Below are 21,982 nucleotides of genomic sequence, written 5' to 3'. Positions count from 1 at the left end.
TCCATCACCGTCCTCCCGTGCCTGGTCACCGTGCCTTGTGCGTCAGTTCCAGGTCGTTGACGAGTTCTCAGTTTCGGATTGGCACGCCTTCGGTTCCCATGAACAGGGGTGATGATCGCTATTACGGTGGTGATGCTTTTGAGAGCAGGGCTGTCGAGGCAGGACAGGAGCCCTGTTCCATGGGGAGCGAACATTTCCCCGTTCAAGGGATCCATGGTGTCGATATGTGCGAATTGCGGCAGGAAGAGGGCATCTGTCGCTGATGCAAAGAAACGGTGTTCGTGTATACCCAAGGGATTCTGGGATATATCTGAGGCACAGGAGGCCGCTGGGCGCCTCGACGCGGGTTCGCTCGTGCGCCTCCTGCGTTCGCGCACCGATCTGTCCCAAGAGGCCCTTGGGCGTTTGACCGGGTTGTCCCAGTCGATGGTTTCCCAACTCGAATCGCGCAAGCGCGAGTTGAAGGACGTGGTGAAGCTGCGTCGCTTTCTCGACGGGCTCGGGGCGCCTCGGGTGAGGGCCACCCGCACGCAGCAGGAGAGTGTCGAGAGCACCAGGCTGTTGGCGCACGCCGCTCAGGTCACCATGGGAGCGGCGGACATCCATCCCCACAGGTGGCGCGGGCCGAACCTTCCCGAGTCGCCCCTGCCCGTCCAACGGGTGACGGGAACCGACGTGGACCACGTCGAGACGGTCACCAAGGCACTGCGAGCCGCCGACTACCAACTCGGGGGCGGTGCGTGCCTGGATGCGATCATGGCGCACCTGGCCTACGCCCACCGTCTGCTGCGCGCGGTCAAACCCGCGAACCGGCTCGGCCTCCAGCTCTACCGAGCCGTCGCCGATCTGCACAATCTCGCCGGGTGGGCGAGCTTCGATGTCGGCCGCTACAAGGTTGCGGCCGAGCATCTGTCCCTGGCATTGGAGCAGGCCCAGTACATCGAGGAGCCCTCACTGGTGGCCAACGTGCTCTACCGGATGGGCCGCCTGCACCTGCATCGTGGCCACACCGTCCAGGCCCTGCGCTTCCTACAACTGGGACAGATCGCCGCCCAGGACTCCGGGTGTGAGCGCACCGTCGCGCTCATGTGTGCCAATGCCGCCTGGGCCTATGCCGTCCTCGATGATGAGAAGCGCTCGATGGATTCCCTGGCCCGTGCGCACGATGCCTTCGCCCGTGCCGAGACCGACACCACTCCGTGGGTGCGGTTCTTCCACGAAGCCGACCTGGACGCCATGTCCGGGGTCGTCAACGCCGCGCTCCCCACACCCTCAGCTCGTACGTACACGGCCACGACCGAGCACCTGTACCGGGCCGTGAACGCCCGGAGCCCGGACATGGGCCGCAGCCAAGCCTTCGAACTGACCACCCTGGCCACCGCTCACATCCGCAACGGCGACCCTGACCAAGGTGTCCGTGTCGGCCGTCAAGCCGTCGACCTCGCCCGCCAGGTCCGCTCGATGCGCGTCATCGACCGGCTCGCTCCACTCCAGCAAGCCGCCCTGGCCTACCGAAGCCGGGGTGAGACAGCAGAACTGGCCGCTGAAATTGCTACCCTTCGCACATCATGAGCACCCCTCCAGCCCCCTCCGCCAGCCACCGTTTCGCTCTCACCCGCGACCGCATTCACGAGCTCCTGGCCGCCTTGTGCGAGGAGGCCGGAATCGGCTCCCGTGCGGCCGATGACGCCGAGCTGATCAAGTTCACCAACAACGCCGTCTACCGCCTCCCGGGGACGGAGCTGGTGGTGCGCATCGCTGGCTCGGCGACCGTGGCCGAACGCGTCCCCGTCGTCATCGAAGCGGCCCGGTGGCTCGCCCGGCACGACGCGCCCGCGGTGCGGCTGGTCGAAGAGATCCCCCAACCGGTGCGGGCCTCCGGGGCCACGGCGACCTTCTGGCACCTGGTGCCCTCCACCGGCCCCGAGCCCACCGGTACCGATCTGGGCCGCCTCCTCAAACACATCCACACCCTGCCAGCGCCGAATTTCGCACTGCCGTCGTGGGAGCCGTTCGCACGTATCCGCAGCCGCATCGTCGATGCCGAAGGACTGGCCGAGGCCGACCGGGTCTTCCTCACCGAGCGCACCGGCCACCTGGAGCTGTTGGTCCAGGACCTGGAGTTCGAACTTCCCGCCGGAGTGCTCCACGGCGACCCGTTCATGGGCAACCTCATCCCGGGTCCTGAGGGGCCGGTGATCTGCGACTTCGACAGCCTCAGTCACGGCCCCCGCGAATGGGACCTGGTTCCCGCTGCGGTGGGCAAGGTCCGCATGGACTACCCCACCGACCACCACAGCCCCCTCGCGGCCGAGTACGGCTTCGACATCCTCACCTGGTCCGGCTTCCCCGTCCTGCGCCAACTCCGTGAGCTCAGGCTGGTCACCAGTGTCCTCCCGGTCCTGAACACCAACCCCGGGCTACGCACCCAGTGGCGCCACCGCCTCGACACCCTCCAGCACGGAGACACCACCACCCGCTGGTCCACCTACCGGTAGGTATCACTGGATGTATCGGGTGACGGGAGGCGATCCCGACACGCGCAGCAGCCTCCAGCAGACCCGGTACAAAACAGTATCGGTGAGCGGGACTGGCTGAGTGTGGAGCAACTGCCCGGTTACGCTCCCGATCTCAACCCGGTTGAGGGGGTGTGGTCAGCCATGCGCAGCGGTCTGGCCAACCTGGTACCTGGCGGCGTCGACCAGCTCGCCGCTTTGATCCGTGCCCGACTCAAACCCATGCAGTACCGGCCCGGGCTGTTCAGGGGGTGTCTGGCCGAGACCGGCCTGTTCCTGGATTCGTAACATCACGAATTAAAGCTCAGCAGCAGGGCGGAAACATGCCAAACGGTGGCCTGGTCCACGTCGAGGGTGGCAGTATAGGGAACCACGTTGAGCCTTTCAGGTGGACCGGCATGGTTTCGTCACTTCGCCTTTTTCCTGGGGCTCCACGCCCATGTCAGGGGAACGACGGTTCACACCCCGGCATCATCTTTCAGCTGTTCGCGACCTTCTTCCCGGCCTCTGAGCTCGTTGAGATCACCTCAATCGAAAAACCGCCGAGACTACCTCACTTCCGTTGAGGTAAGCTAAAACAACCCCAGAAGAAGAAAAACAGAGAGAGAACAAAGGAGGCAACAGAGAAAAATATCGGAATAAACCAAAAACCTCCACCCAAAAAACCTTCCAGGAAAACCTCCCATGCCATAACAATAAAAAGCAGAGCCCCCATCAAATAAAAAACAGCGAACCACTTCGAACGAAATCGCAGGCGAGGACGAGAAGAGTAAAGCACTAGAACAAATAAACATGCAGCAGCAAAAGAAATTAGACCTCCAATAAAATATAAATGGGTGCCGCCTTCAAGAAATTTTGAAAAAAGGATAGACGATCCGATTATTTGCACGGACAAGGCAACTAGAGTCAAGCTCCTCAAGGAGCCCCCAATCAGATGCAACCTGGGCTAGAGAATCGAACTTCGACCTAGAACTCGAAAATATAACCTCTCTTATTTTCACCTAGAGTCTAGCGTATCCACACCAAACGAGAGCAGCCCCTCCGCCCAAAATAACACCAACTCCTCCTCCTGCAGCGGCACCTACACCCGCAGCCAAAAAACCGATCCCAGCACCGACAAGTCCAGCCGCTGCCGCTGAAGCTGCCACATAGTCAGTACAGGATGGGTTGTTAGATCCGTCCTTACCGAAAAAGCGGTCATGGTAGGCCCGCCAGTCATAGCCGTCACCCATATTCTCACACCCAGAGGCTGAAGGGTTTTCTGAGCAGACTCTCGGGTCCACAGGGGGAGGGAGCGGTTCGTCAGAAACCTCCGGACGTTGCGGATCTCGCCTCGCAACAGTGAATACCACCTTTTGCTGCACAGCCGCGTTTTTTTCTTGAGTCATCTTGGCACGAGCAGCCTTCCCTCGATCGGCCTTTTGCGCGGCAGCCTTACGCGCCGCAGCAGCTCTCGCAGCCGCAGCCTTACGCGCCGCAGCAGCTCTCGCAGCCGCAGCCTTGCGCGCAGCCGCGATCTTGGCTGCACGGATCTGCGCGGCCCGGATCCTGGCGGCGCGGATCGCGGCCTGACGGACGCGCCACGCACGGATCGCGGCCTGGCGGATGCGCCACGCACGGATCGCGGCCTGGCGGGCGTGATAGGCGCGGATCGCGGCCTGGCGCGCCCGGTAAGCAGCCCACCTGCGGGCCTGGGAGAAGGTCCTCCTCAGGAACATCCCGTCAGGGTCGGTGAAGGACACCGGGTTGTTGTTGGAGTAGGCGTACCCGTGCATCTGCTCGGAGTCGCTGAAGTCCACCACCGGGTCCGGTGAGATGAACGAGCCCAGTTCCGCATCGTAGGAGCGGGCTTCGAGGCGGGTCAGTCCGATCTGTTCGTCGATGACACCGCCGACGAATCCGCGAGAGTTCGGCCATGCTCCGCCCGTGGTGCCCCGGTCGGCGCCGAAGGCGGTGAACCTGCGCCGGATTCCCTCACCTGTCAGGGAGTCCAGGGCGAGCTGGCCGGTTTTGTGGTGGTCGGAGAGGATCCAGTGCACGCTGCCGGTGTTGGAACGGCTGGCGACCACCTCGTCGGCGTGTTCATAAAGCCTGGTCGCCTGGGAGAGGAGCTGGTTCTTGTCGTAGCTGATCTCCATCCCCGGCAGGAACAGCGTGACCGTGCTTCCGTCGTCGCGGATCAGCCGCTCGCCTTCGGCATCGTAGACGAACTCCGAGGTGTTCTGGCCTTCGTGGACGGCTGTGAGTTGTCCTTCGGCGTTCCATTCCAGGGTTTGGGCGCGGTTGTCGTTCTGCCGGGAGACCATGTTCCCGGCCTCGTCGTAGGTGTAGACCGCGTCGCCGCTGGCGCCGTTGGAGTCCACCCGAGTCACCGCGTGTGGTTGTGCCTCGCCGGATCCGGGGCGGTGGTAGGTGCGCTCGACGTCGCTGCCCTCGACCAGGCCGTGCCTGGTCTCGGAGAGACGGTTGCCCAGGTCGTCGTAGGCGTAGCTGTACCAGTAGGGGGCGGCTCCGCCGATGTCGTCCCGGGAGGGGTCGGTGTCACAGGCCTGTTCCCCGCCGGCTGCGGTGGTCCACTCGTGGGTGAGGCGGCGCATGTCGTCGTAGGCGAAGCACTGCAGGTCGGGAAGGAGTCCCTCAGCGGTGGGTTCGTCCTTGATGCTGAGCACGTTGCCGGCCGCGTCGTAGGAGTAGCTCTGCTCCACCAGTGTGCCGTGGCCGATCTCGGCGTGCACCCGTGAGGTGTGCAGGCGGTTGGTGGCCGCCTCGTAGGTCCGGGTGGACCAGGTGTGTTTGGCCTGGTGGGAGCCGTCAGCCCGGTAGTGCTCCCTCTGCAGGACCATGCCGAGCTTGGAGTAGGCGGTGTCGTTGACGTAGTACACCGTCTCGGCGCTGCTCAGACCCCGCATCCGTATGGGCATGCCCAGTTCGTTGTAGGTGTAGCTGACCACTTCCTCCGGCAGGCCTCCCGCTGCGGGCAGGGTGTTCGTCCTGATGGAGCCGTCGGAGTTGTAGGTACTCCGGAACCGGTAGGAGCCGCTCAGGTTTCCGTACGCCGGGTCGGAGGGGATGTTGATCGTCGTGGCGAGCGGTCTGCCCAGCGAGTCGTAGGCGCCGATGGACGTCGTGTACTGCAGTCCATCGGCGTAGCGGACGGCGCGGGTCAGCTCTCCCTTGGCCACGGTGTCGAAGGTCCAGGAGGCGAGCAGCGGGCCGTTGGCACCGCCCTCCCTCTGCTCGACCTTACGGCCGAGTTCGTCGTAGATGTAGACGATCGTCTCGTCGCGCGCGTCGGTGCGGGCCACCACCTGGTCCGCAGAGTCGTAGACGAACGTGGTGGTGCCGCGGTCGGGCTCGTCGGTACGGACCTTGCGGCCTCGCAGGTCGTAGTGGTTGCGCCAGACGTTGTCTTCCTCGTCGGTGACGGTCTCCACCTGCCCTGCGGGGGTGTAGGTGTAGGTCAGCGAGGTGTAGTCGGCCTGGGGGGTGTCGCCCTGGTGCCGGCGCAGCTCGACGGTCTGGCCGCGCACATCCTTGATCGTGGTGGTCGGGATCGCCCCGTCGGCCGGGGTGACCAGTTGGCGGTCGCCCCGGTACTCCGAAGAGGTCCGCCACATCTCTCTGCCCCTGGACATGGTGCGGGCTTCGATCGGGCGTTTGGCTCCGTCGTAGACCGTCTGCGTGTACCGGGGGATGTGGTCGTCGTTGTCGTCGGGCAGGAACAGGGCCTGTCCGGGATCGTCCTCGTTGTAGTAGGCGTGGCGCGTCTTGGTCTGCAGGCCCCGGCTGTCGTGGAACGTCTCGGTGATCAGGCGTCCACCGCCGGGTGCGGGGGCCTGTTCCTGGCGCTGGCGCAGCAGGCCGTCGTGGAGCTGGTAGGTGGAGTTGTAGCCGCCGTCCTCCCGGCGGATGTGGGTGGCCACGACCGTGGGGGCGTCGTTGCTTACGTGGTATTCGAACCGCATCGCCGGGTCGATCCCGTCGGCCTTCTTCCAGTCAGGGGTCCACACCTGGGTCAGGCGGCCCAGGGGGTCGTAGGCCATGTCGGTGCGGTTGTTGTTGGCGTCGATCTCGGCCAAGGGGAGTCCGCGGGCGGGATCGAGGTGTTCGGTCTCGGTGTGGCCTAGGGGGTTGGTGGTGGTGACGGTCGTCGCGGTCCCCCCTGGTACGGCGGAGGTGTAGGTCGTTTCGGTGACGTTGCCGAGGGCGTCGGTCTCGGAGACGGTGCGCCCGTAGGCGTCGTACTCGCTTTCCTTGACGACCTGGTAGGTGGGGGTGGAGCCGTTGTACTCCATGACCCGCTGGGAGCTGGTCTCCAGCCCGACAGTGGGGGCCTCGGTGAATCCGCCTCCGTCGAAGAGGGAGCGCTCGTCACTGATCACGTCGTCGGGGTAGGTGGGGGTGGTCCCACAGGCGATCGCGAGCTTCTCTGTGCGGGCGACTGTGTCCAGGATCCGGAGGTTGGGGTTGTCGGCGTAGGTGTAGCGCGTGCACTGGTCGTCGCCGGGGTCGTCCGGGTCGCCGTGGTCGTGTGTCTGGGTGATGCGGCCTAGGGAGTCGTATTCGGCGCTCTCCTTGGTGCGCATCCATCCGTCGTCGACGGCTGTGTACTGGGTGCTGGAGGCCATGCCCGTCATACGGGCCTCGATCTTGCCCCAGGAATAGGTGCGTTCACCGGTCACTCGGTTCCAGGGCTGGGAGATGGTCTTCTCCACGATGTCGCCGTCGGGGCCGTTGAGGGTGCTCTCCTCCAGGGTGAAGCCCTTGTACTCGTTGAGGTCGGTGTGTTCCGTTCCCTCGGAGTCGGTGACCTTGGCGGTGCGGGTACCGCTGGGCAGGCGGTCTCCGTGCATGCCGCGGAAGAAGCGGTGCTCGGTCGCGGACTGGGTGTCGTTGTCCGTGCCCTCGATGACCCGGACCTGTGCGTAGCCGCGCCAGTCGGACCAGGTGCGGTACTTGTCACGGGTGGTGCCGTTGGCGTCCTGGTAGCGCCAGGCCGCATCGCCCGCGTATTCGTAGGTGGTGATGTTCTCCGGCTGGTCGGTGACCAGGTCGTGTTCGCTCACCTGGGTGACCACGTACTTGTGGAACCAGTCGGTGTACTGGCCCTTGCCGTCCGCGGTGCTGTTGACGACCGGGAAGCAGCGGGTGCCGTTGGTGTGCGGGGTCGGGAAGTCCTGGGGGTCGCATTCGCCTCCGGCGTAGCCGACGTCGATCTGCGAGCCACTCTCGGTCAGGATCTTCGTGATCCGCCACTTCATCATGGGGGCGAAGCCGTCGCTTTGGGTGTCGACCCTGTTCTCGAACTGGGTGCCGCCGAATTCCAGTTTGGGCATGGCTTCGGTACCGCCCACGTGGCCGGTGTGCGTGATCGACTCCAGCCACAGGTCCGGGGGCGTGCCGTCGCCAGTCCGGGGATAGGCGTGCTCCAGTGTCCAGGAGTCGACTTTTGTGTAGGTGGAGCCGTCGTGTACCTGGGTGGTGACGGAGTCGAGCTTCTTACGGGTCCAGAAGGTCGGGGACAGTTTGTTGGTGCAGTTCTGTCCCTGTGCGCAGTGCTGGTCGAAGGGAGCGTCGGGCCAGTGGCCGGCGTTGGCGCTGGTGAACTTGTCCTCGGCGCAGTCGAAGCTGCTGGTGGGGATGCAGCGCTCGCTGACGTCGAAGTTCACCCGGGCCGGGGCGGTGCCGTAGACGTCGTCGGCGCGCAGTCCGTAGTCGATGCGGCGCAGGTATCCGCCGCGGTCGTAGGGGGTGGGAGAGTTGGCCTGCCCGTTGCGGCCGTAGTGGTTGCGCTCCTTGGTGTAGTGGTACGTCATCGCGTTGCCGTGGACGTCCACCACGTAGTCCAGGTTCCATCGCCATGCCTGCTGGCACCAGGAGTTGGCGAAGTTGGAGCCGTTGCAGGGCTGCCCTGAGGTGCGTCCGAACACCGGGACGGTCCACGCCGAGTTCGTTTCGGCCTTGCCGCTGCTGTAGCCGGGCAGCCGGTTCATCCCGAAGTAGTACTGGGTGCCGTCCGTGGTGGTGATCCGCCAGTATTCACCGTCGTTATCGCCGTTGGTGGTGCCGGTGAGGCGCTCGATCCGGGAGGCGTCGTCGTGGCGCATCCTCCACGTGCCGTCCTCGTCCAGGAACATCTCACCGGAGCGGCCGTTCAGCGAGAACGTGGCGTTGTGCCGGGACCAGCACAGGTCGCCGGTCTTGGCCGAGTCCGGCTGGCTGTCCGCACAGGGGACGTAGCTGCGTTCGATGAAGCCGGGAGAGTAGTTGAAGCCCTCGCCGATCCAGGAGGTCTGGTTGTTGGACGAGGAGACCCGCCCGTCGACGGAGCCGGAGGAGTAGCCCAGCTCGATACCCGGAGTCAGGTCGCCGGCGACCGGAGGGATGTCGAGAGGATAGTTCCAGGAGAAGTCACCCGTCTGGAGGCCGACGTCCCAGTTGGATGAGGAGGAAAGGTCCGTGGCCTTGTAGTCGCCTCGTGAACTTTCTCCGTCCGCTGCCGCTGCCAGGAGTACGCCCTCACCGCCGGTGGCTGGCACGGTGCCGGTAAGGGTCTGGGCGTTGGCGTCGTTGTCCGTAGTGAAGGTGTGCGGGACGCGGTCCTGGCACTCGACGGAGTCGTCGAGCAGACAGGTGTCGACCTCGACCAGTTCGAGACGTCCGCCGTAGTCGCCGCCGTAGGCGTCCGCGAAGTCGGAGTAGTCGATCGTCAGGCCGATCGGGCCGATCCCGGTCTCCTCGTCGGTCCGAGTCACGCGCAGGAGCAGGCCGTCGATCCCCGCGTCCTCTGCGACGGCACGGTCGAGGACCTCGATCTGTACCGACTCGACACTGCTGGAACCGGGGTGGGGCTCTGCTGTTTCCTCGACGGGCGCCTCGGCCTCTGTTGCGGCTTCGGCATCGCCTTCTGTGGGCGTCTGGGGGTCTTCCTCCAAGCTGTCTTCTTCGGGCTGGCCCTCCTCAGCGGTTTGCGGAGCGTCCTGCACTTCGGTCTCCCCGCCTTCCGCCACGGTGTCCGGGGAGTCCTGTGGCGGGGGTTCCTGTTCGGTGTCCGAGGCCTCACCCCCGACAGGGAGGTCCTCCAGTCCCTCCTCCCACGCGTCGCGTTCCTCGTCGGAGACCTGGGCGGCCGTGATCAGACCTTCCACGACCGTATGTTCCTCGCCCGGGCCGGTCAGAGCGGTTTCACCGACCTCACCGGTCGGCCACGAGAACTCCAAGGGGCCGGTCAGGGCCGCGTCGGCGACGGCGTCTTCCGCGGAGAAGGCCTGGAGCGCGTCCATGGTGTCGCTGCCGGGGACCGACTCCTCATCTACCACGTCGGGGCGGGTGTTGTAGGTCAGGGAGGAGGCGGGAGCCGCTTGGAGGAGGCTCCCGACCATCACCAGAACCGTGGTGTAGGTCAGCGGTCCCTTGATGAAACGCACGACACGGCTGTTGGCCATGGTGCGTGTCTCGGGGGTCGCGGCCTTTTCCTGCCCTGTATGGGGGGTTCTCTCGGCAGAGTTCGACGCGTTCGGGGGGAGGTCGGACACGGCGTGCCTTTCTGACATCAGCCGAAGCTCAAAAGGGGGTGGGAAGAACGGTCTACCGTTCACAGGGTGGGCGCCGGCGCGATCCCTTCCCGTACTGCCCTGATCTCGTCCTCGTCGAGGACACCCTGGTAGAGGAAGACATCACTGATGTCACCGAGCCATCCGTCGGTGAACTCCTGCTCGAAGCGACCGCCTCCGATCACGACCGAGCCGTTGGCATGCCAGGCGTTGGGAACCTCGGCGGTGCCGTTCTTGACTCCGTCGACATAGAGGGTGGCTTGACGGGAGGTGTGGTCGTAGGTCGCCGCCAGATGGGTCCAGCGGCCGAACTCCGGCGCGTGGTCGGAGAGGGCACGGTGCCATCCGGTGGCCCCTGTGCTGTCCTCGGGAGGCAGTTTCATCACCCAGTTGTTCCAGTCATAGGTGTGCTGGTAGGCGAGGGTGAAAGCGCTGTGGTCGTCGCCGTTTTGGGCTACAGCGGCGGCGTTGGCTCCGATCTCGTCTAGGCGTACCCAGGCCGCGACGCTGTAGCTGCGGTCCGTGCGAACCGCCGGAGAGGTGGTGGTGATGTGCTCGTCGTTGGCGTGGTCGAGGCTGACTCCAGGCGCGGAGGTCACGTTGTTGACGGCATGGTTCCACGCGGTCAAGGGGTCTGCGTGCAGTGTTCCGTCAAGGCCGTGGTCGGAGGAGTCCGCGGCCACGGTCCCCTCGGTTTCGTCCAGGCGCCAGCGACCCTCCAGGGCGATGGGGCGATTGGCCAGGTTCCAGACTTCCGAACGTGCTTCCGCGTCTTCGACCTCGACCTGGTCGGTGACCACGCGGTTCCACACGCGTACGTCGTCGACCGCGCCCGGCCATGCGTCGTAGAACTGGCCTCTGTACTTGGCTCCTCCGATGACCAGGGGGCCTTCGGCGTTCCACGCTGATTCCTGGACGATTGCACCCTGGCGGACACCATCGACGTAGAGGACCAGTTCCCCGGTCTCGGGGTCGTGTGTTCCCATCAGGTGGGTCCACACTCCCAACTCGGCGGGCTCGTTCGAGTACACGCGACGCGCGATGTTGGTCTCGTCCCCGTCGAAGGGGGCCTGTTTGAACACCCAGTTGCCGTCGTCGGTGTGGTTGTACCCGAGGTAGAAACCGCTGTGACGCTCACCGTCCTGGGACACCGCGGTGTGGTTTCCTGTGGCGTCGTCCAACCGCACCCAGGCGGACACTGAGAAGGCCTTGCTGGTGTCGATCACCGGTTCCTCGGTGCGGACGTGTGCTCCGTCGTTCGTTTCGAGGCTTGCGCCCTCCAGTTGGAAGCCGTTCTGGGTGAGGCTCCCGACACGGCCTCGGGTCCAGCCGATATCACCGTCGGCCGTGGCGATCCGGCTTGCGTCCACGGAGTCGGCGGCCGAGTCTCCTTCGCCCTCGTCAAGGGTGAAGTGGGAGACCGGACCGCTCGGGGGAGCGACCAAGAAGTAGTAGGCCAGTTCACACGGGGAGGAGTTCCCGTAGGCGTCCACGGTGCGGGCGTAGATCATGTTCGCCCCGCGGCGGCGCGGTGTGAGAGGAATGGTCGCACTCGCACCGGGCTCGTCGAGTTGCACTTCTGTGGTGCAGGTGAGGTCGTTGAGGCTGTAGTGATACGAGACCGCTTCCTCAACACCGTTGTTGGCGAAGGTGAAGTCGCCGGTACGTCCGACGCTGCCGTGCAGCTCTTCGTCCGAGGGGTAGTCAGTGGAGGTCACCGTGGGCCCGGTGTCGGGTTTGGTGGTGTCGATCTCGATCCAGCACCAGGACGACCACGGCCCCCAGGCGATCTCGTCGTTGGCGGTGGCCCGGTACCCCAGAAGCTGCCTCTCAGGGAGGCCGGACACGGTGACGCTGCGTTCAGAACCATTGGGCCAATAGCCGACGTCGGCGAATGTGGAGTCCGACTGTCCCAAGGGGGCTCCCTCACCTTCAGCCCACCATGCGAAACGGACCTTCAGCTTCTGCCCTCCCCAAGCGGCACGCGCGTCGTAGTCACGGATCGTGGCACGGAACGTGACGGTGGTGGTGTTGATCAGCCTCGGGTTGTCCTTGTCCGTGGAGCACATTCCACCCAAGGAGTCGGACATGCTCGCCGTACTGATCTGGGCGGGGGGGGGTTGTTGTAATTGACCACCAGTACCGGCGGCTTGTTCTTGGTGTCGAAGCGCCGCCAAGCGGAGTTGGAGGACTCATTGCGTTCCTTCAACCGCAGGTAGATGTGGGACTGGTCGTTGTCCGCACCCCACTGATAGGCGTCGGTGGCGTCGAATTCCACACCTGAGTCAAGCGGACAGTTGACCCAACCTCCCACCACGTTCTGGGTGTCCACCAAGGCGCGGGCGGCGGGCTGGTTGTTCCAGGTGGTCTTGCTGTTGAATGCATCCACCCGGTGCAACTGAATGTAGGAGTTGCTGTTACAGGTGTACCCGTGGGTCACCTCAGTACGCAGTGTCGCCGAATTGATCGTCGTGTTGGCCTGGTTGGTGCGTGCCATCACGGTGAACTGGAACATGGCCCGTCGGGTGTAGGTACCGCTGCTGTCGGAAAGACGCCCAATTCCGACGCTGTCGACCTTGGGGTTGTGGTAGGCCTGATTGGGGTGGGACCTGTCGACGTAGGCCCAGTTGGGGCGGCTGGCGTTAACCGAGGGGTCGATGTAGACCGGGTACTCGGTGTCCTCGTCGATGAGCATTCCCTGGTCGGGAATCAGTCGGATGGCGTCGACCGTGATCTCGGTGTCGACCAGCGCGGTGCGCGCTCCGGTGGTGGGAGCCACCAGAGGGTCTTCGCCCAGGGCTTCGTCTTGGCCGGTGGAGTCCCACATGGCCGGCGCCTGGACGGTGAAGACGCTCTTCCCGCCCGCGTCACCTACGGCTTCGATGTTGCCGTGCTCATCGGCGCTGAGGCTCACCCCGGTGGCTTGCAGGGCGAGTTCGAGTTCGGCCAGGTCCTCAGAGGCTGCGGCTTCGGGGGTGTGCACGACCAGCACCTGGGTGAAGCCCTCAACTCCGGCGGTCAGTACGAGGTCCACGTCCGGCAGTACGTCGGCGTAGGTGGCCTGGTCCCCGTCCAGGGTGGGGGTGGGCAGGTCCTCGTGCCAGTCGAGTTCGACGCTGTTGGAGCCGATGCCGATCCGGGCCATGGGCGTGTCCCCGCCGCCGGAGAAGGCGATGTCCATACCCGCCGCCCTGGGGCGGAGCAGGCCGTCGTCGGTGGCGACCAGGGTGGTGTCCACCTCCACCCAGCCGTCCGCAGAGCGCACCCGTACCGGGATCGCGGAGATCTGTGCGGTCAGCGTGCCGTCGGGGTTGGCAAAGTGCTGGGTCTTCTCGTCGGTCAAAGACGGGATCTCCACCGGCTCGCCGGTCTGCTCGGCCAACGCCAGTGCGTCGAACTCCTCCTGGAGTTCTTCACTGGTGGGTTGTTCGGTCTCGTCCTTCTCTGCCGTGGCCGGGACCGCGGACAGCAGGGACAGGGCCAGCGCGGCAGCGGTGGTCGCCGCTGCCGCCCGGGGCAAGGGGGAACGCATGGGGGATGCCTGTCTATGTGGTGTTGTACGAGATACCGAACCCAAAGGAACTCGGTCCCAGTGGCGTCAAACCGGACAGAAACTTACTGTCAGCTCACATCCTGAACAAGCCGCACCGAGGCCCCGTTGCCTGGAACGGTCGAAGTTTTCCTTGGGGCACATGCGGTGATCTGGCACTAAACCTCAGTGGCCGCTTCCGGCCACGGCCCCCTGACGCGTTGTCTCACACAGACGAACAACTTCCTCACCCCACTTTCCACCAAGGCCGTTTTTGGGTGGTCGCCCACGCCTTCGGAAATCAGCGAGGCACCAGGTTTTGGTTGTCCTTATTTCCACCTTCGGCATAATCCCTAATCGCCTACGTGCAAAGACCATTGACTGCGGGCCGAACCCGCTGCGTTCCACGAACGGCCATACGCCCTTCGGTATCACCTTGGTCTCGATCACGCTGCGAGGCCAACGCTAGAAGTGCCCAATTCGTCGCTTGTATGGACATCTAATGCCTATGCGCCTTTAATGCGCATTTGACTCCCCCCGGGGTCATCCCCCACCTCAACGGAAGGACCCCTCCATGGCCCTGACACACCGAGTCAAGCGCGCCGGAGAACGCCTCCTCCCTCCCGCCACACGCTCACGTTTGGAGGAGGAACGCCGCCAAGCCGCTGCCCTGGCCGCCGAGGAGAAACGACTGGCCAGGATCGCCCGCCGCCGCCGGGAACTTCTTGACAGCGACCCGGCGGTGCGATCCTTCGCCTCGGGCGATGCCGAACTGCTGGGCCGGGTGGTGGAGGACTTCACCGCCGCCGGCGCCTCTGAACGCAACCTGCAGCTGGTCGCACATGCCCTGGAACACGCGGGTATCGACTACTTCCTCGTCCGGGGCCGTTCGGCGCTGCGGTACGTGGTCGGGGTCCACCGCTCCGAGCGCAAACGCCTGCTGGAAACGATGCGCGAGCTGTACGGAACCAGCGCGCTGTACGCCGCAAGACCGGGCCCTCAAGGCAGCGTCACGGCTTTCTCCGCCTACGTGGACGGTGCGCTGGACGAGCATGTCAAATCCGGGCTGACCATCCGCTTCGCCGAGCAACTGCTCTCACCCCATGGCCGGGTCCTGGCTGGGTTCGAATACGGCTGCGACGTGGAGTTCTGGCGTGATGGAGCGGCCCTGGTCCAACGCCAGGACGCCGACGAGGTCCTCTCCCGTCTGCGGGTCGTGGTCCCCCAAGACGTGCTGCCGGACTGCCTGGTGGCTCCGCGCCGCAACAAGGTCGCCGACGTACTGCCCCGCGAGGAGCGAAAGCCCGCCACGTTGACCGTGGCCGGACGTGAGTACCCCACTTTCGAACCCTTCACCTGGAAACTGGTGGACGAGGTCGACTTCTCGGTGGACGTGGTCTACACCTGGGTGGACGGCGACGACCCCGAGCACGCGGCAAAGCGCGCCCGCTACCGGGACGGCACCACGACGGCTGAGTTGGCCGCCAATGCCTCCCGGTTCACCGACCACGACGAGCTGCGCTACTCCCTGCGTTCGCTAAGGATGTACGCGCCGTTCGTACGCAACGTCTTCCTGGTGACCGACTCTCAAGTCCCCGCCTGGCTGGACACCGACGCGCCCGGTCTGACCGTGGTGGACCACCGCGACATCTTCGCCGACCACGAGGCTCTGCCCACCTTCAACTCCCATGCGATCGAGGCACGGTTGCACCGTATCGAGGGGTTGTCGGAGTACTACCTGTACTTCAACGACGACGTGTTCCTGGCCCGACCGGTGCGCGCCCAGAACTTCTTCCACGCCAACGGCATCGCCCAGGTGCCCTTCTCCCCCTTCCAGTTCGGGGTGGGCAGGCCTTTGGAGGGGAGGTCGCGCCGAACTCGGCGGGCAAGAACGTACGTGCCCTGTTCTTGGAGGACTTCGGGCGCGCGATCACCCACAAGTTCAAGCACACCCCGCATCCACAGATCCGCACGGTCATGCTGGAACTGGAGGAGAAGTACGCCCAGGAGGTGGAGCGCACCACGCGCTCGCGCTTCCGCTCTCCCGAGGACGTGAGCTTCGCGGCGACGATGCACCACCACTACGCGCTGCTCACCGGTCGAGCCGTACCGGGCGAGTTCAAGATGCGCTACATCGACATCGGCGCACCTGATGCCCGGGAAAAGCTGGAGGCGTTGGAAGCCGCCACAGAGGTGGACTTCTTCTGCCTCAACGATCTGGACACCCCTCCGGAGGCGCAAGAGGCCGCGGCGCGGATGGTGCGGGAGTTCCTCCAGGCACGTTTTCCCTTCCCCTCCCCGTTCGAGAAGGCCGAAGGATGATCCCTGTGCCGAGCAGCCGCGAAGTGCGCTGGTAGGAGCACCCTTGCCGGCAGGGCCGGGGGTGCCCGAGCACGCTCCCGGCCCTGTTCACCTCTGTCGTCTTGGCCGGTCGTGAGTGGCGCTTCGTGCGACGGAACCTGATCGTCCTCTTCGGTGCGGCGGGGACTCCGTCGATCTGGGCCTGTGCCTCGTCCTTCTGGCGAGCCACGGTGTTCGACCGTCTCCTCATGGGCCCCATGGGTTCTCGCCGACCGAGCACTGGTCGTATCAGGACGTGAAGCGGTCGCCGGAAACGGTGTCGTGTCGATGCGCGGACGGGCGAGGGATGAGCAGAAGGACCAAGATGGCTCCGGTGACCGAGAAACCGATGGCCCAGAGGTAGGCGACGGAGAAGCCCCCTGTGGCCAGGGCCCCGGCGTAGACGGCGAGGGCGAGGGCCCCACCGATGTGCGTGGCGGTCTCGAAGACGCCCGAGATGGCACCACGTTGGTCCGGAGGTGCGTTGCCGATGGTCTCACGCGTAAGAGCGACGTGGTTGATCCCACCGCCGAACACCGCCCACGTGGCGAGTGCCAGGCCATAGGCCCACAGCGGTGCCGAGGAGCACAAGGAGGCCGGTACGGCCAGGGCCGCTCCACTGAACAGAAGACCGGCTCCCGCGACGAGGCGGGTGCCGAAGCGTCGCAGCGCGGGGCCGATCAGTGCGCTGGCGATGATGACGATGAGGAGTACAGGAGACAGCAACAGTCCCGCCTGCGCGGGTGTCGCCCCTGCGGTCAGCTGCATCTGCATGCTCCCGATCACGCTCACGGCCGTGTAGGCCGCGGAGTGTGCCGCGATGCCCAGACTGCCCCCGAGGGTGCGCGAGGACCTCAACAACGACAGGTTCAGAAGCGGATCGATGGTCTTGACCTGACGAAGGAGGAAGAGCCCCAGGAACGCGCCACCGAGGGCGACCACAGGCGCCCATGCACGCAGGGGTTGTTCCTGACCGGCTGCGGTGAGCCCGTACAGCACCCCCGCCAGGCCAACGGCGGCCAGCGCGGCGCCGAGCAGGTCCAGCGTCGTACGCCGGGAACCTCCGCCGTCACGGGGAATGAGTGCGACTGCGGCCAATACGGCGAGAACCGCAGGCGCGGCCACGCCCAAGAAGATCCAACGCCACCCCACGAGCGTGGTGATGGTTCCGCCCGCGACGGCCCCGAGCAGTCCGGCGGCACTGCCCGCGACCGCGTTGATCGCGAAGGCACGACTGCGCATCGGCTCCTCGACGAACAACTGTCCGGTCAAGGCCAGGGCCGCGGGCAGGGCTAGCGCCGCCGCGACTCCCTGCACCAGCCGGGAGGCCAACAACACGCCGAAGACCGGTGCCGTGCCGGCCGAGACCGACGCCGCGGCCAGCAGGCCAAGCCCGATGGCCAGTGTGAGACGACGACCGATGAGGTCGGCGATACGACCGCCGACCAGGACGAAACAACCCAGTCCGAGCGAATAGGCGTTGACCACCCATGCCAGGTTCGCTGAGGTGATCTCTAATTCCCGCCCGATGGCCGGCAGCGCAGTGGCCACCGCGGTGCTGTCGAACAGCGCGAGGAAGACCGCGCTGCCCAGGACGACCGCTGTGGGCCACCCGGCCTTTCGCGGACGGAAGCTCACCATCGTGACCGATCGGCCCTTTCTTCGGAAGTAAGGTCGTAACCGTACCTTCCGGCGGTCGAAACGATCGGTTCCTTCGCGAAGTGGGCGGCCAGTTCACCGGTCATCCATTTCGCCCAGCCACCGACCCGCCCCTGACGCATGATTCGACCCGCTCCCTTGGCGTGGCGGTCCTCATGCGCACGCATCGCGTCGAACGTGCTTCCGGCCACCGCTTCCTCGATGTGGCGTCGAGGCGGGTGAAGACCGAAACGTGCCAGCGCGTCGGCGACCGTGGGCACGGGATCCGACTTCAGGTCCTCGAACCGTGTGAGGGCCCTTGCCACTTGACGCTCCTCAGGGCTGTGCTCCCATTGATCATAGAAGCGCGCCCAGTCTTCGATGGGCGTACGGCCGGTGTGGTCGGCCTCCAGAAAGAAGGTTTCCTTTTCTTCGCCTGCGGGCAACCGGTCCCAGTCCTCCTCCGCGAAGGACAGACGCCATCGATACCACGAGTAGAGCGCGTCACGAGGGTCCCGCACGAGGATCCAGACTCCACCGAAGCGGACGTCGTCGAAGACGGGGGCGAAGTGGTGCGTCTTGCATAGGCGTGGAGCGAGAGAGGCCGGTGCGACCGTTCCCCTGTCCGAGCCGTTCTGGGTGGCGATACGCGCACGATAACCAGCGTTGCCCGGGCGTCCGCGGGATGTTCCGTCCGCGTTGAGTTCCGCGGTATAGGGGTCGACATAGTTCATGCCGAGGAGTACGAGGATGTTGCCCAGCAGTGCCTGGCCCGACCCCCCGTAACCGGCGATGATGACGTCATCACCCCCATGGCGGGCGGATCGGACCTCGACGGGTTCCGCCCATTGCGACCGACACGGAGCGGCCTGTGGAGGTGCCGCCTCGCTCCCACTCGCGGGAGCCCACTGGGGGGATGCCGCGGTCGACCTGGGAGAGCCACGATTCCGAACGACGGAGAAGGCCGGCGCGCTCGGGAACGGCCCTGACGCCGTCGGGGGCGTCGGGCTCGCGGCACGGGCCGAGTGGAGGGCCGGGCCTTCCGAGCCGATCCGAGGTTCGGCCGTTCTGAACGAAGGGGCCCCGACTCGGTGCCGTGGGTGACGAGAGGCGCCCTCGCCCACACCCGAGCCTCCGTCACGCTCGGTACGGAACACACCGGGTTCGGTGACGGCCGGCCCTGGTCGGGCCCGGTGTCGATGTCGTGTAGTTCCGCATGGGGTCGGGTACTCCCCCGAAGACACAGGCCGAAAAGGAACCGGAGTGCGCGCCATGGCAGACAGGCGCAGTGTCGACAGCGTGGTCTCGTCCTTGATGATCAGCAGCCATCACCTGCCCTTTGAGGCGATCCCCGAGATGGTGGCCGCGGAGGCCGCTCACGCCGGCATGACCGATGTGCGCATCTACATAGCCGATCATCAACAGCTGGTCCTGCGCCAGACCACCGGGCGTGGGCCGGACGCCCACGAGGGCGGCGAGCAGTTGCGTATCGACGGCACACCGGCGGGAACGGCCTACGTCACCGGCGAAGCCGTACAGATCGCGGGTCGACCGCAGTACTGGGTCCCTCTCCTGGACGGCAGCGAGCGTCTGGGGGCACTGTACGTGGCCTACGATGTCGGGCCCTCGGACCTGCACTCGGTGGAACTGCTGGCTTCGATCGTGGGGCTCCTGATCGCTGAGAAGCGCACCAACAGCGACACCTACGCCCGGCTGATCCGCACCCGACCCATGTCCGTGTCGGCGGAGATGCAAAGAACGCTCATGCCGCCCAGCACCTTCTCCAACGGCAGAGTGACGATCTCGGCCGCCACCGAACCGGCCTACGACAACGCCGGGGACGCCTTCGACTACGCGTTGTCCGGCGATATCGCCCATCTGGCGATCTTCGACGCCATGGGACACGACAACGCCGCCGGCCTGCTCGCGAACCTGGCCGTGGGCGCCTTCCGCAACGCACGGCGCAGTGGCACCTCCCTTGAGGAGACCTGTCGGCGTGTCGAGGCCATCATGACCGAGGAGTTCGTCCGTACGCGCTTCGTCACCGCGATCCTGGCGGAGCTGAACATGAACAGCGGTGAGCTGGCCTGGATCAGCGCCGGCCACATGCCGCCCGTACTCCTGCGCGGTGGAAAGGCCCTGGAGCTGGAGTGCGAACCCACCCACCCCCTGGGCACGGACCTGGAGTTGCCCGTGGCCGTGTGTCACGCCCAACTCGAACCCGGTGACCGTCTGCTGTTGTACACCGACGGGATCATCGAGGCCCGTAATCCTCAGGGACGGGAATTCGGCCTGGAACAGTTCACGAATTTCATCATCCTCCACCAGGCCGCGCGGATGTCGGTTCCCGAGACGCTACGCCGTCTGGTCCACTCCGTCATGGCCCACCACCACGGAGAACTCAACGACGACGCCACCGTGCTCTTTTGCGAATGGCGTGGATGAGCCGTGTCAGTCCGTCGGGCGCACCAGCCCCGTCCGATAGGCCAGGATGACCGCGTGGACCCGGTCCCGCAGATCGAGCTTGGTGAAGATACGAGAGACGTAGGTCTTGACCGTTTCAGGTTTCAGCACCATGTGGTCGGCGATCTCGGCGTTCGACAGCCCCTCGGCGAGCAGGCCCAGGACCTCCGTCTCTCGGGGTGACAGCCTGTCCAGTACCCGCGTCGCTTCGGGGCGCGCGTCTCCGGGCAGCAGTCGCTCCGCGAAGCGCCCGATGAGCCGGTGGGTGACGGCCGGATCGAGCAGTGCCTCACCGCGGGCGACGGTGCGCACGCCGGCCACCAGGGCCTCGGGGGTGGCGTCCTTGAGCAGGAACCCGCTCGCCCCGGCCCTCAGCGCCCGGTAGACGTAGTCGTCCAGGTTGAACGTGGTCACCACCAGGACCCGGGCGATTCCGGTCGTCCCCGGCCCGGCCAGCCGCCGGGTGGCCTCGATCCCGTCGAGCACGGGCATCCGTACGTCCATGACCACCACGTCGGGGCGCAGCCGAGCGGCCGCCTCCACCGCGGCTCGGCCGTCTCCCACCTGACCGACCACCCGTAGCCCGGGTTGAGCGTCGAAGACGGCCGTGTACCCGGCACGCACCAGCGCCTGGTCGTCGCAGACCAGGATCCGGATGGGCGTGGAAGGGTCCGTCATCGGTCGCCCCCCGACGGCAGGCGGGCGCGCACCACGAAACCACCCCGGGGGAGTTCTCCCGCCGTGAACTCGCCGCCGCACGCCCGCACACGCTCGCCGAGCCCGAGGAGTCCGTGCCCGCCGGAGGGCAGGCTCGGTACGGGTGTCCGGCCAGGACCCTCGGTGGTCACCTGGACGTCGACCCGGTCCTCGTCGTGGTCGATGAGGACCCGGGTCGGTCGACCGTGCGCGTACTTGACCGCGTTCGTCAGGGCTTCCTGGACCACGTGGTGGACGATCGGGCCCGTCCCGGAGTCCATGGCGGATCCTTCTCCCCGCACCCTCAGTTCGACGGGTTGGCCGGTCCGCCGGACTCGCTCGATCAGGTCGCCCACCCGGTCCGCGGCCAGGTCGAGGGCCCCTGCCGTCGGATGGGCGAGGGATCCGCCGACGACGTCCGGGGCGTGGGAAGGGTCGGGGGCCTGGAGCACGTCGAGGAGCCGACGCAGGTCGCTCATCGCCTGGCGTCCGCTGTCACTGATCCCGGCCATCAGGTCGGCGTGCCGGTCGGCGGGCAGGAATCGGGCGGAGTCGGCCTGCACCACCATGGCGGTGACGTGGTGGGTGACCACGTCGTGCAGGTCCCGTGCGATCCTGGTGCGTTCTCGGGCGGCGGCCAGCTCGGCGCCACGGCGTTGGCGTTCGGCCTCGCCCGCACGCCACGAGCGCATCAGCGCACCGGCCCCGGCGCAGGCGAGCATGACGCAGTAGAAGGCGACATAGTCGGCGACGCTCTCGGAGGACCCGCGTGCGGCCAATCCCAGGGTGAGGAGCAGGTAGCCGACCGTCAGCACCACCACGGTGGGGAACCGGAAGCGACTCTGGTGGGCACCGGCGCTGTAGAGCGCCACGATGACGCCGACACTGGCGAACGTCGGCGGGTAGGCGAGCAGTTGGACGGCGGCGAAGCACAGGGTCACGAGGGTGAGGCAGGTGAGGGGGCTCAGCCGGCGCGCGACCAGGGGCAGGCACTGCCCCAGCACCAGGACGAGGCCCACCGCGTCCAGGGGCCGCTGAGGGAGTTCGCCCACCATGACCCCGTTGTCCACGAGGCCGGGCACGAACGCCAGGGCGGTGAGCGCGGACACCGGAACGCCGTCGCGCAGGGCGACGCTCCGCGCCCTCCATCGCCCCAGGATCTCCGTCGCGCCGCTGGGGAGCGCTCTTGTTTCCAGACCGGGCACGGGCCGACTCTAGCGGACCTTCGAAGCGCGTCGATCGGCCCC

14 protein-coding genes are annotated in these 21,982 nt (G+C 66.0%); 6 read left to right on the top strand and 8 right to left on the bottom strand.

Translation table 11 applies throughout. From position 1 onward, the window contains the following. Positions 1-111: 111 nt before the first annotated feature. From PFX91_RS15935 to PFX91_RS15925, 3 genes are read left to right on the top strand one after another with little or no spacing between them, the layout of a single operon-like run. On the top strand, positions 112-1,572 hold the full coding sequence (locus PFX91_RS15935; protein WP_352231694.1) for an NsdA family TPR-like regulatory protein: 1,461 nt from the start codon (positions 112-114) through the stop codon (positions 1,570-1,572). Further along, positions 1,569-2,498, top strand: coding sequence for a phosphotransferase enzyme family protein (locus PFX91_RS15930; RefSeq protein ID WP_285732658.1), 930 nt, complete (start codon positions 1,569-1,571; stop codon positions 2,496-2,498). The genes PFX91_RS15935 and PFX91_RS15930 overlap by 4 nt, the downstream gene beginning before the upstream one ends. Positions 2,499-2,504: 6 nt before the next feature. Next, entirely contained in the window at positions 2,505-2,804 is a 300-nt protein-coding gene (locus PFX91_RS15925; protein ID WP_352231693.1) for a transposase, read from the top strand. A 265-nt stretch (positions 2,805-3,069) separates the two neighbouring features. Here the strand turns inward: PFX91_RS15925 and PFX91_RS15920 are convergent, their stop codons facing one another. From PFX91_RS15920 to PFX91_RS23150, 4 genes are all read right to left on the bottom strand, one after another. Continuing rightward, the gene (locus tag PFX91_RS15920) at positions 3,070-3,426 is read right to left on the bottom strand and encodes a hypothetical protein (RefSeq protein WP_285732654.1); all 357 of its coding nucleotides are present in this window, start codon (positions 3,424-3,426) and stop codon (positions 3,070-3,072) included. A gap of 91 nt (positions 3,427-3,517) precedes the next feature. Then, entirely contained in the window at positions 3,518-9,961 is a 6,444-nt protein-coding gene (locus PFX91_RS15915; protein WP_285732652.1) for an RHS repeat-associated core domain-containing protein, read from the bottom strand. Between the two features lie 149 nt (positions 9,962-10,110). Continuing rightward, positions 10,111-12,159, bottom strand: coding sequence for a LamG domain-containing protein (locus PFX91_RS23155; protein ID WP_352231689.1), 2,049 nt, complete (start codon positions 12,157-12,159; stop codon positions 10,111-10,113). Further along, positions 12,105-13,601, bottom strand: coding sequence for a DNRLRE domain-containing protein (locus tag PFX91_RS23150; protein WP_352231688.1), 1,497 nt, complete (start codon positions 13,599-13,601; stop codon positions 12,105-12,107). The genes PFX91_RS23155 and PFX91_RS23150 overlap by 55 nt, the downstream gene beginning before the upstream one ends. Before the next feature lie 571 nt (positions 13,602-14,172). Between PFX91_RS23150 and PFX91_RS15905 the strand changes: the two genes are divergently transcribed. Both PFX91_RS15905 and PFX91_RS23265 read left to right on the top strand, forming a co-directional pair. Continuing rightward, complete coding sequence (locus PFX91_RS15905) at positions 14,173-15,654, top strand: stealth family protein (protein ID WP_502888324.1); 1,482 nt, start codon at positions 14,173-14,175, stop codon at positions 15,652-15,654. Continuing rightward, positions 15,576-15,920 (top strand): stealth conserved region 3 domain-containing protein, encoded by a 345-nt coding sequence (locus PFX91_RS23265; protein ID WP_502888323.1) that lies wholly within the window; start codon positions 15,576-15,578, stop codon positions 15,918-15,920. The genes PFX91_RS15905 and PFX91_RS23265 overlap by 79 nt, the downstream gene beginning before the upstream one ends. A 267-nt stretch (positions 15,921-16,187) precedes the next feature. On the opposite strand, the gene PFX91_RS15900 is transcribed toward PFX91_RS23265, so the two are convergent. Beyond that, positions 16,188-17,579, bottom strand: coding sequence for an MFS transporter (locus PFX91_RS15900; protein ID WP_285732649.1), 1,392 nt, complete (start codon positions 17,577-17,579; stop codon positions 16,188-16,190). After that, positions 17,573-18,850, bottom strand: a complete 1,278-nt coding sequence (locus tag PFX91_RS15895) for a sulfotransferase domain-containing protein (protein ID WP_285732647.1) — start codon at positions 18,848-18,850, stop codon at positions 17,573-17,575. The genes PFX91_RS15900 and PFX91_RS15895 overlap by 7 nt, the downstream gene beginning before the upstream one ends. Between PFX91_RS15895 and PFX91_RS15890 the strand changes: the two genes are divergently transcribed. Beyond that, positions 18,849-20,021 (top strand): PP2C family protein-serine/threonine phosphatase, encoded by a 1,173-nt coding sequence (locus tag PFX91_RS15890; RefSeq protein ID WP_285732645.1) that lies wholly within the window; start codon positions 18,849-18,851, stop codon positions 20,019-20,021. The genes PFX91_RS15895 and PFX91_RS15890 overlap by 2 nt on opposite strands. A gap of 6 nt (positions 20,022-20,027) precedes the next feature. On the opposite strand, the gene PFX91_RS15885 is transcribed toward PFX91_RS15890, so the two are convergent. Both PFX91_RS15885 and PFX91_RS15880 read right to left on the bottom strand, forming a co-directional pair. Then, positions 20,028-20,717, bottom strand: a complete 690-nt coding sequence (locus PFX91_RS15885) for a response regulator (RefSeq protein ID WP_285732643.1) — start codon at positions 20,715-20,717, stop codon at positions 20,028-20,030. Continuing rightward, positions 20,714-21,940, bottom strand: coding sequence for a sensor histidine kinase (locus PFX91_RS15880; RefSeq protein ID WP_285732641.1), 1,227 nt, complete (start codon positions 21,938-21,940; stop codon positions 20,714-20,716). Before PFX91_RS15880 ends, PFX91_RS15885 begins: the two co-directional genes overlap by 4 nt. Positions 21,941-21,982 lie beyond the last annotated feature (42 nt).

Origin of the sequence: Nocardiopsis sp. ATB16-24 (assembly GCF_030271535.1) — a bacterium.
Lineage (GTDB): Bacteria > Actinomycetota > Actinomycetes > Streptosporangiales > Streptosporangiaceae > Nocardiopsis.
Note: the sequence above shows the minus strand (reverse complement) of the source record. Positions and strands in the feature narration are given on the sequence as shown.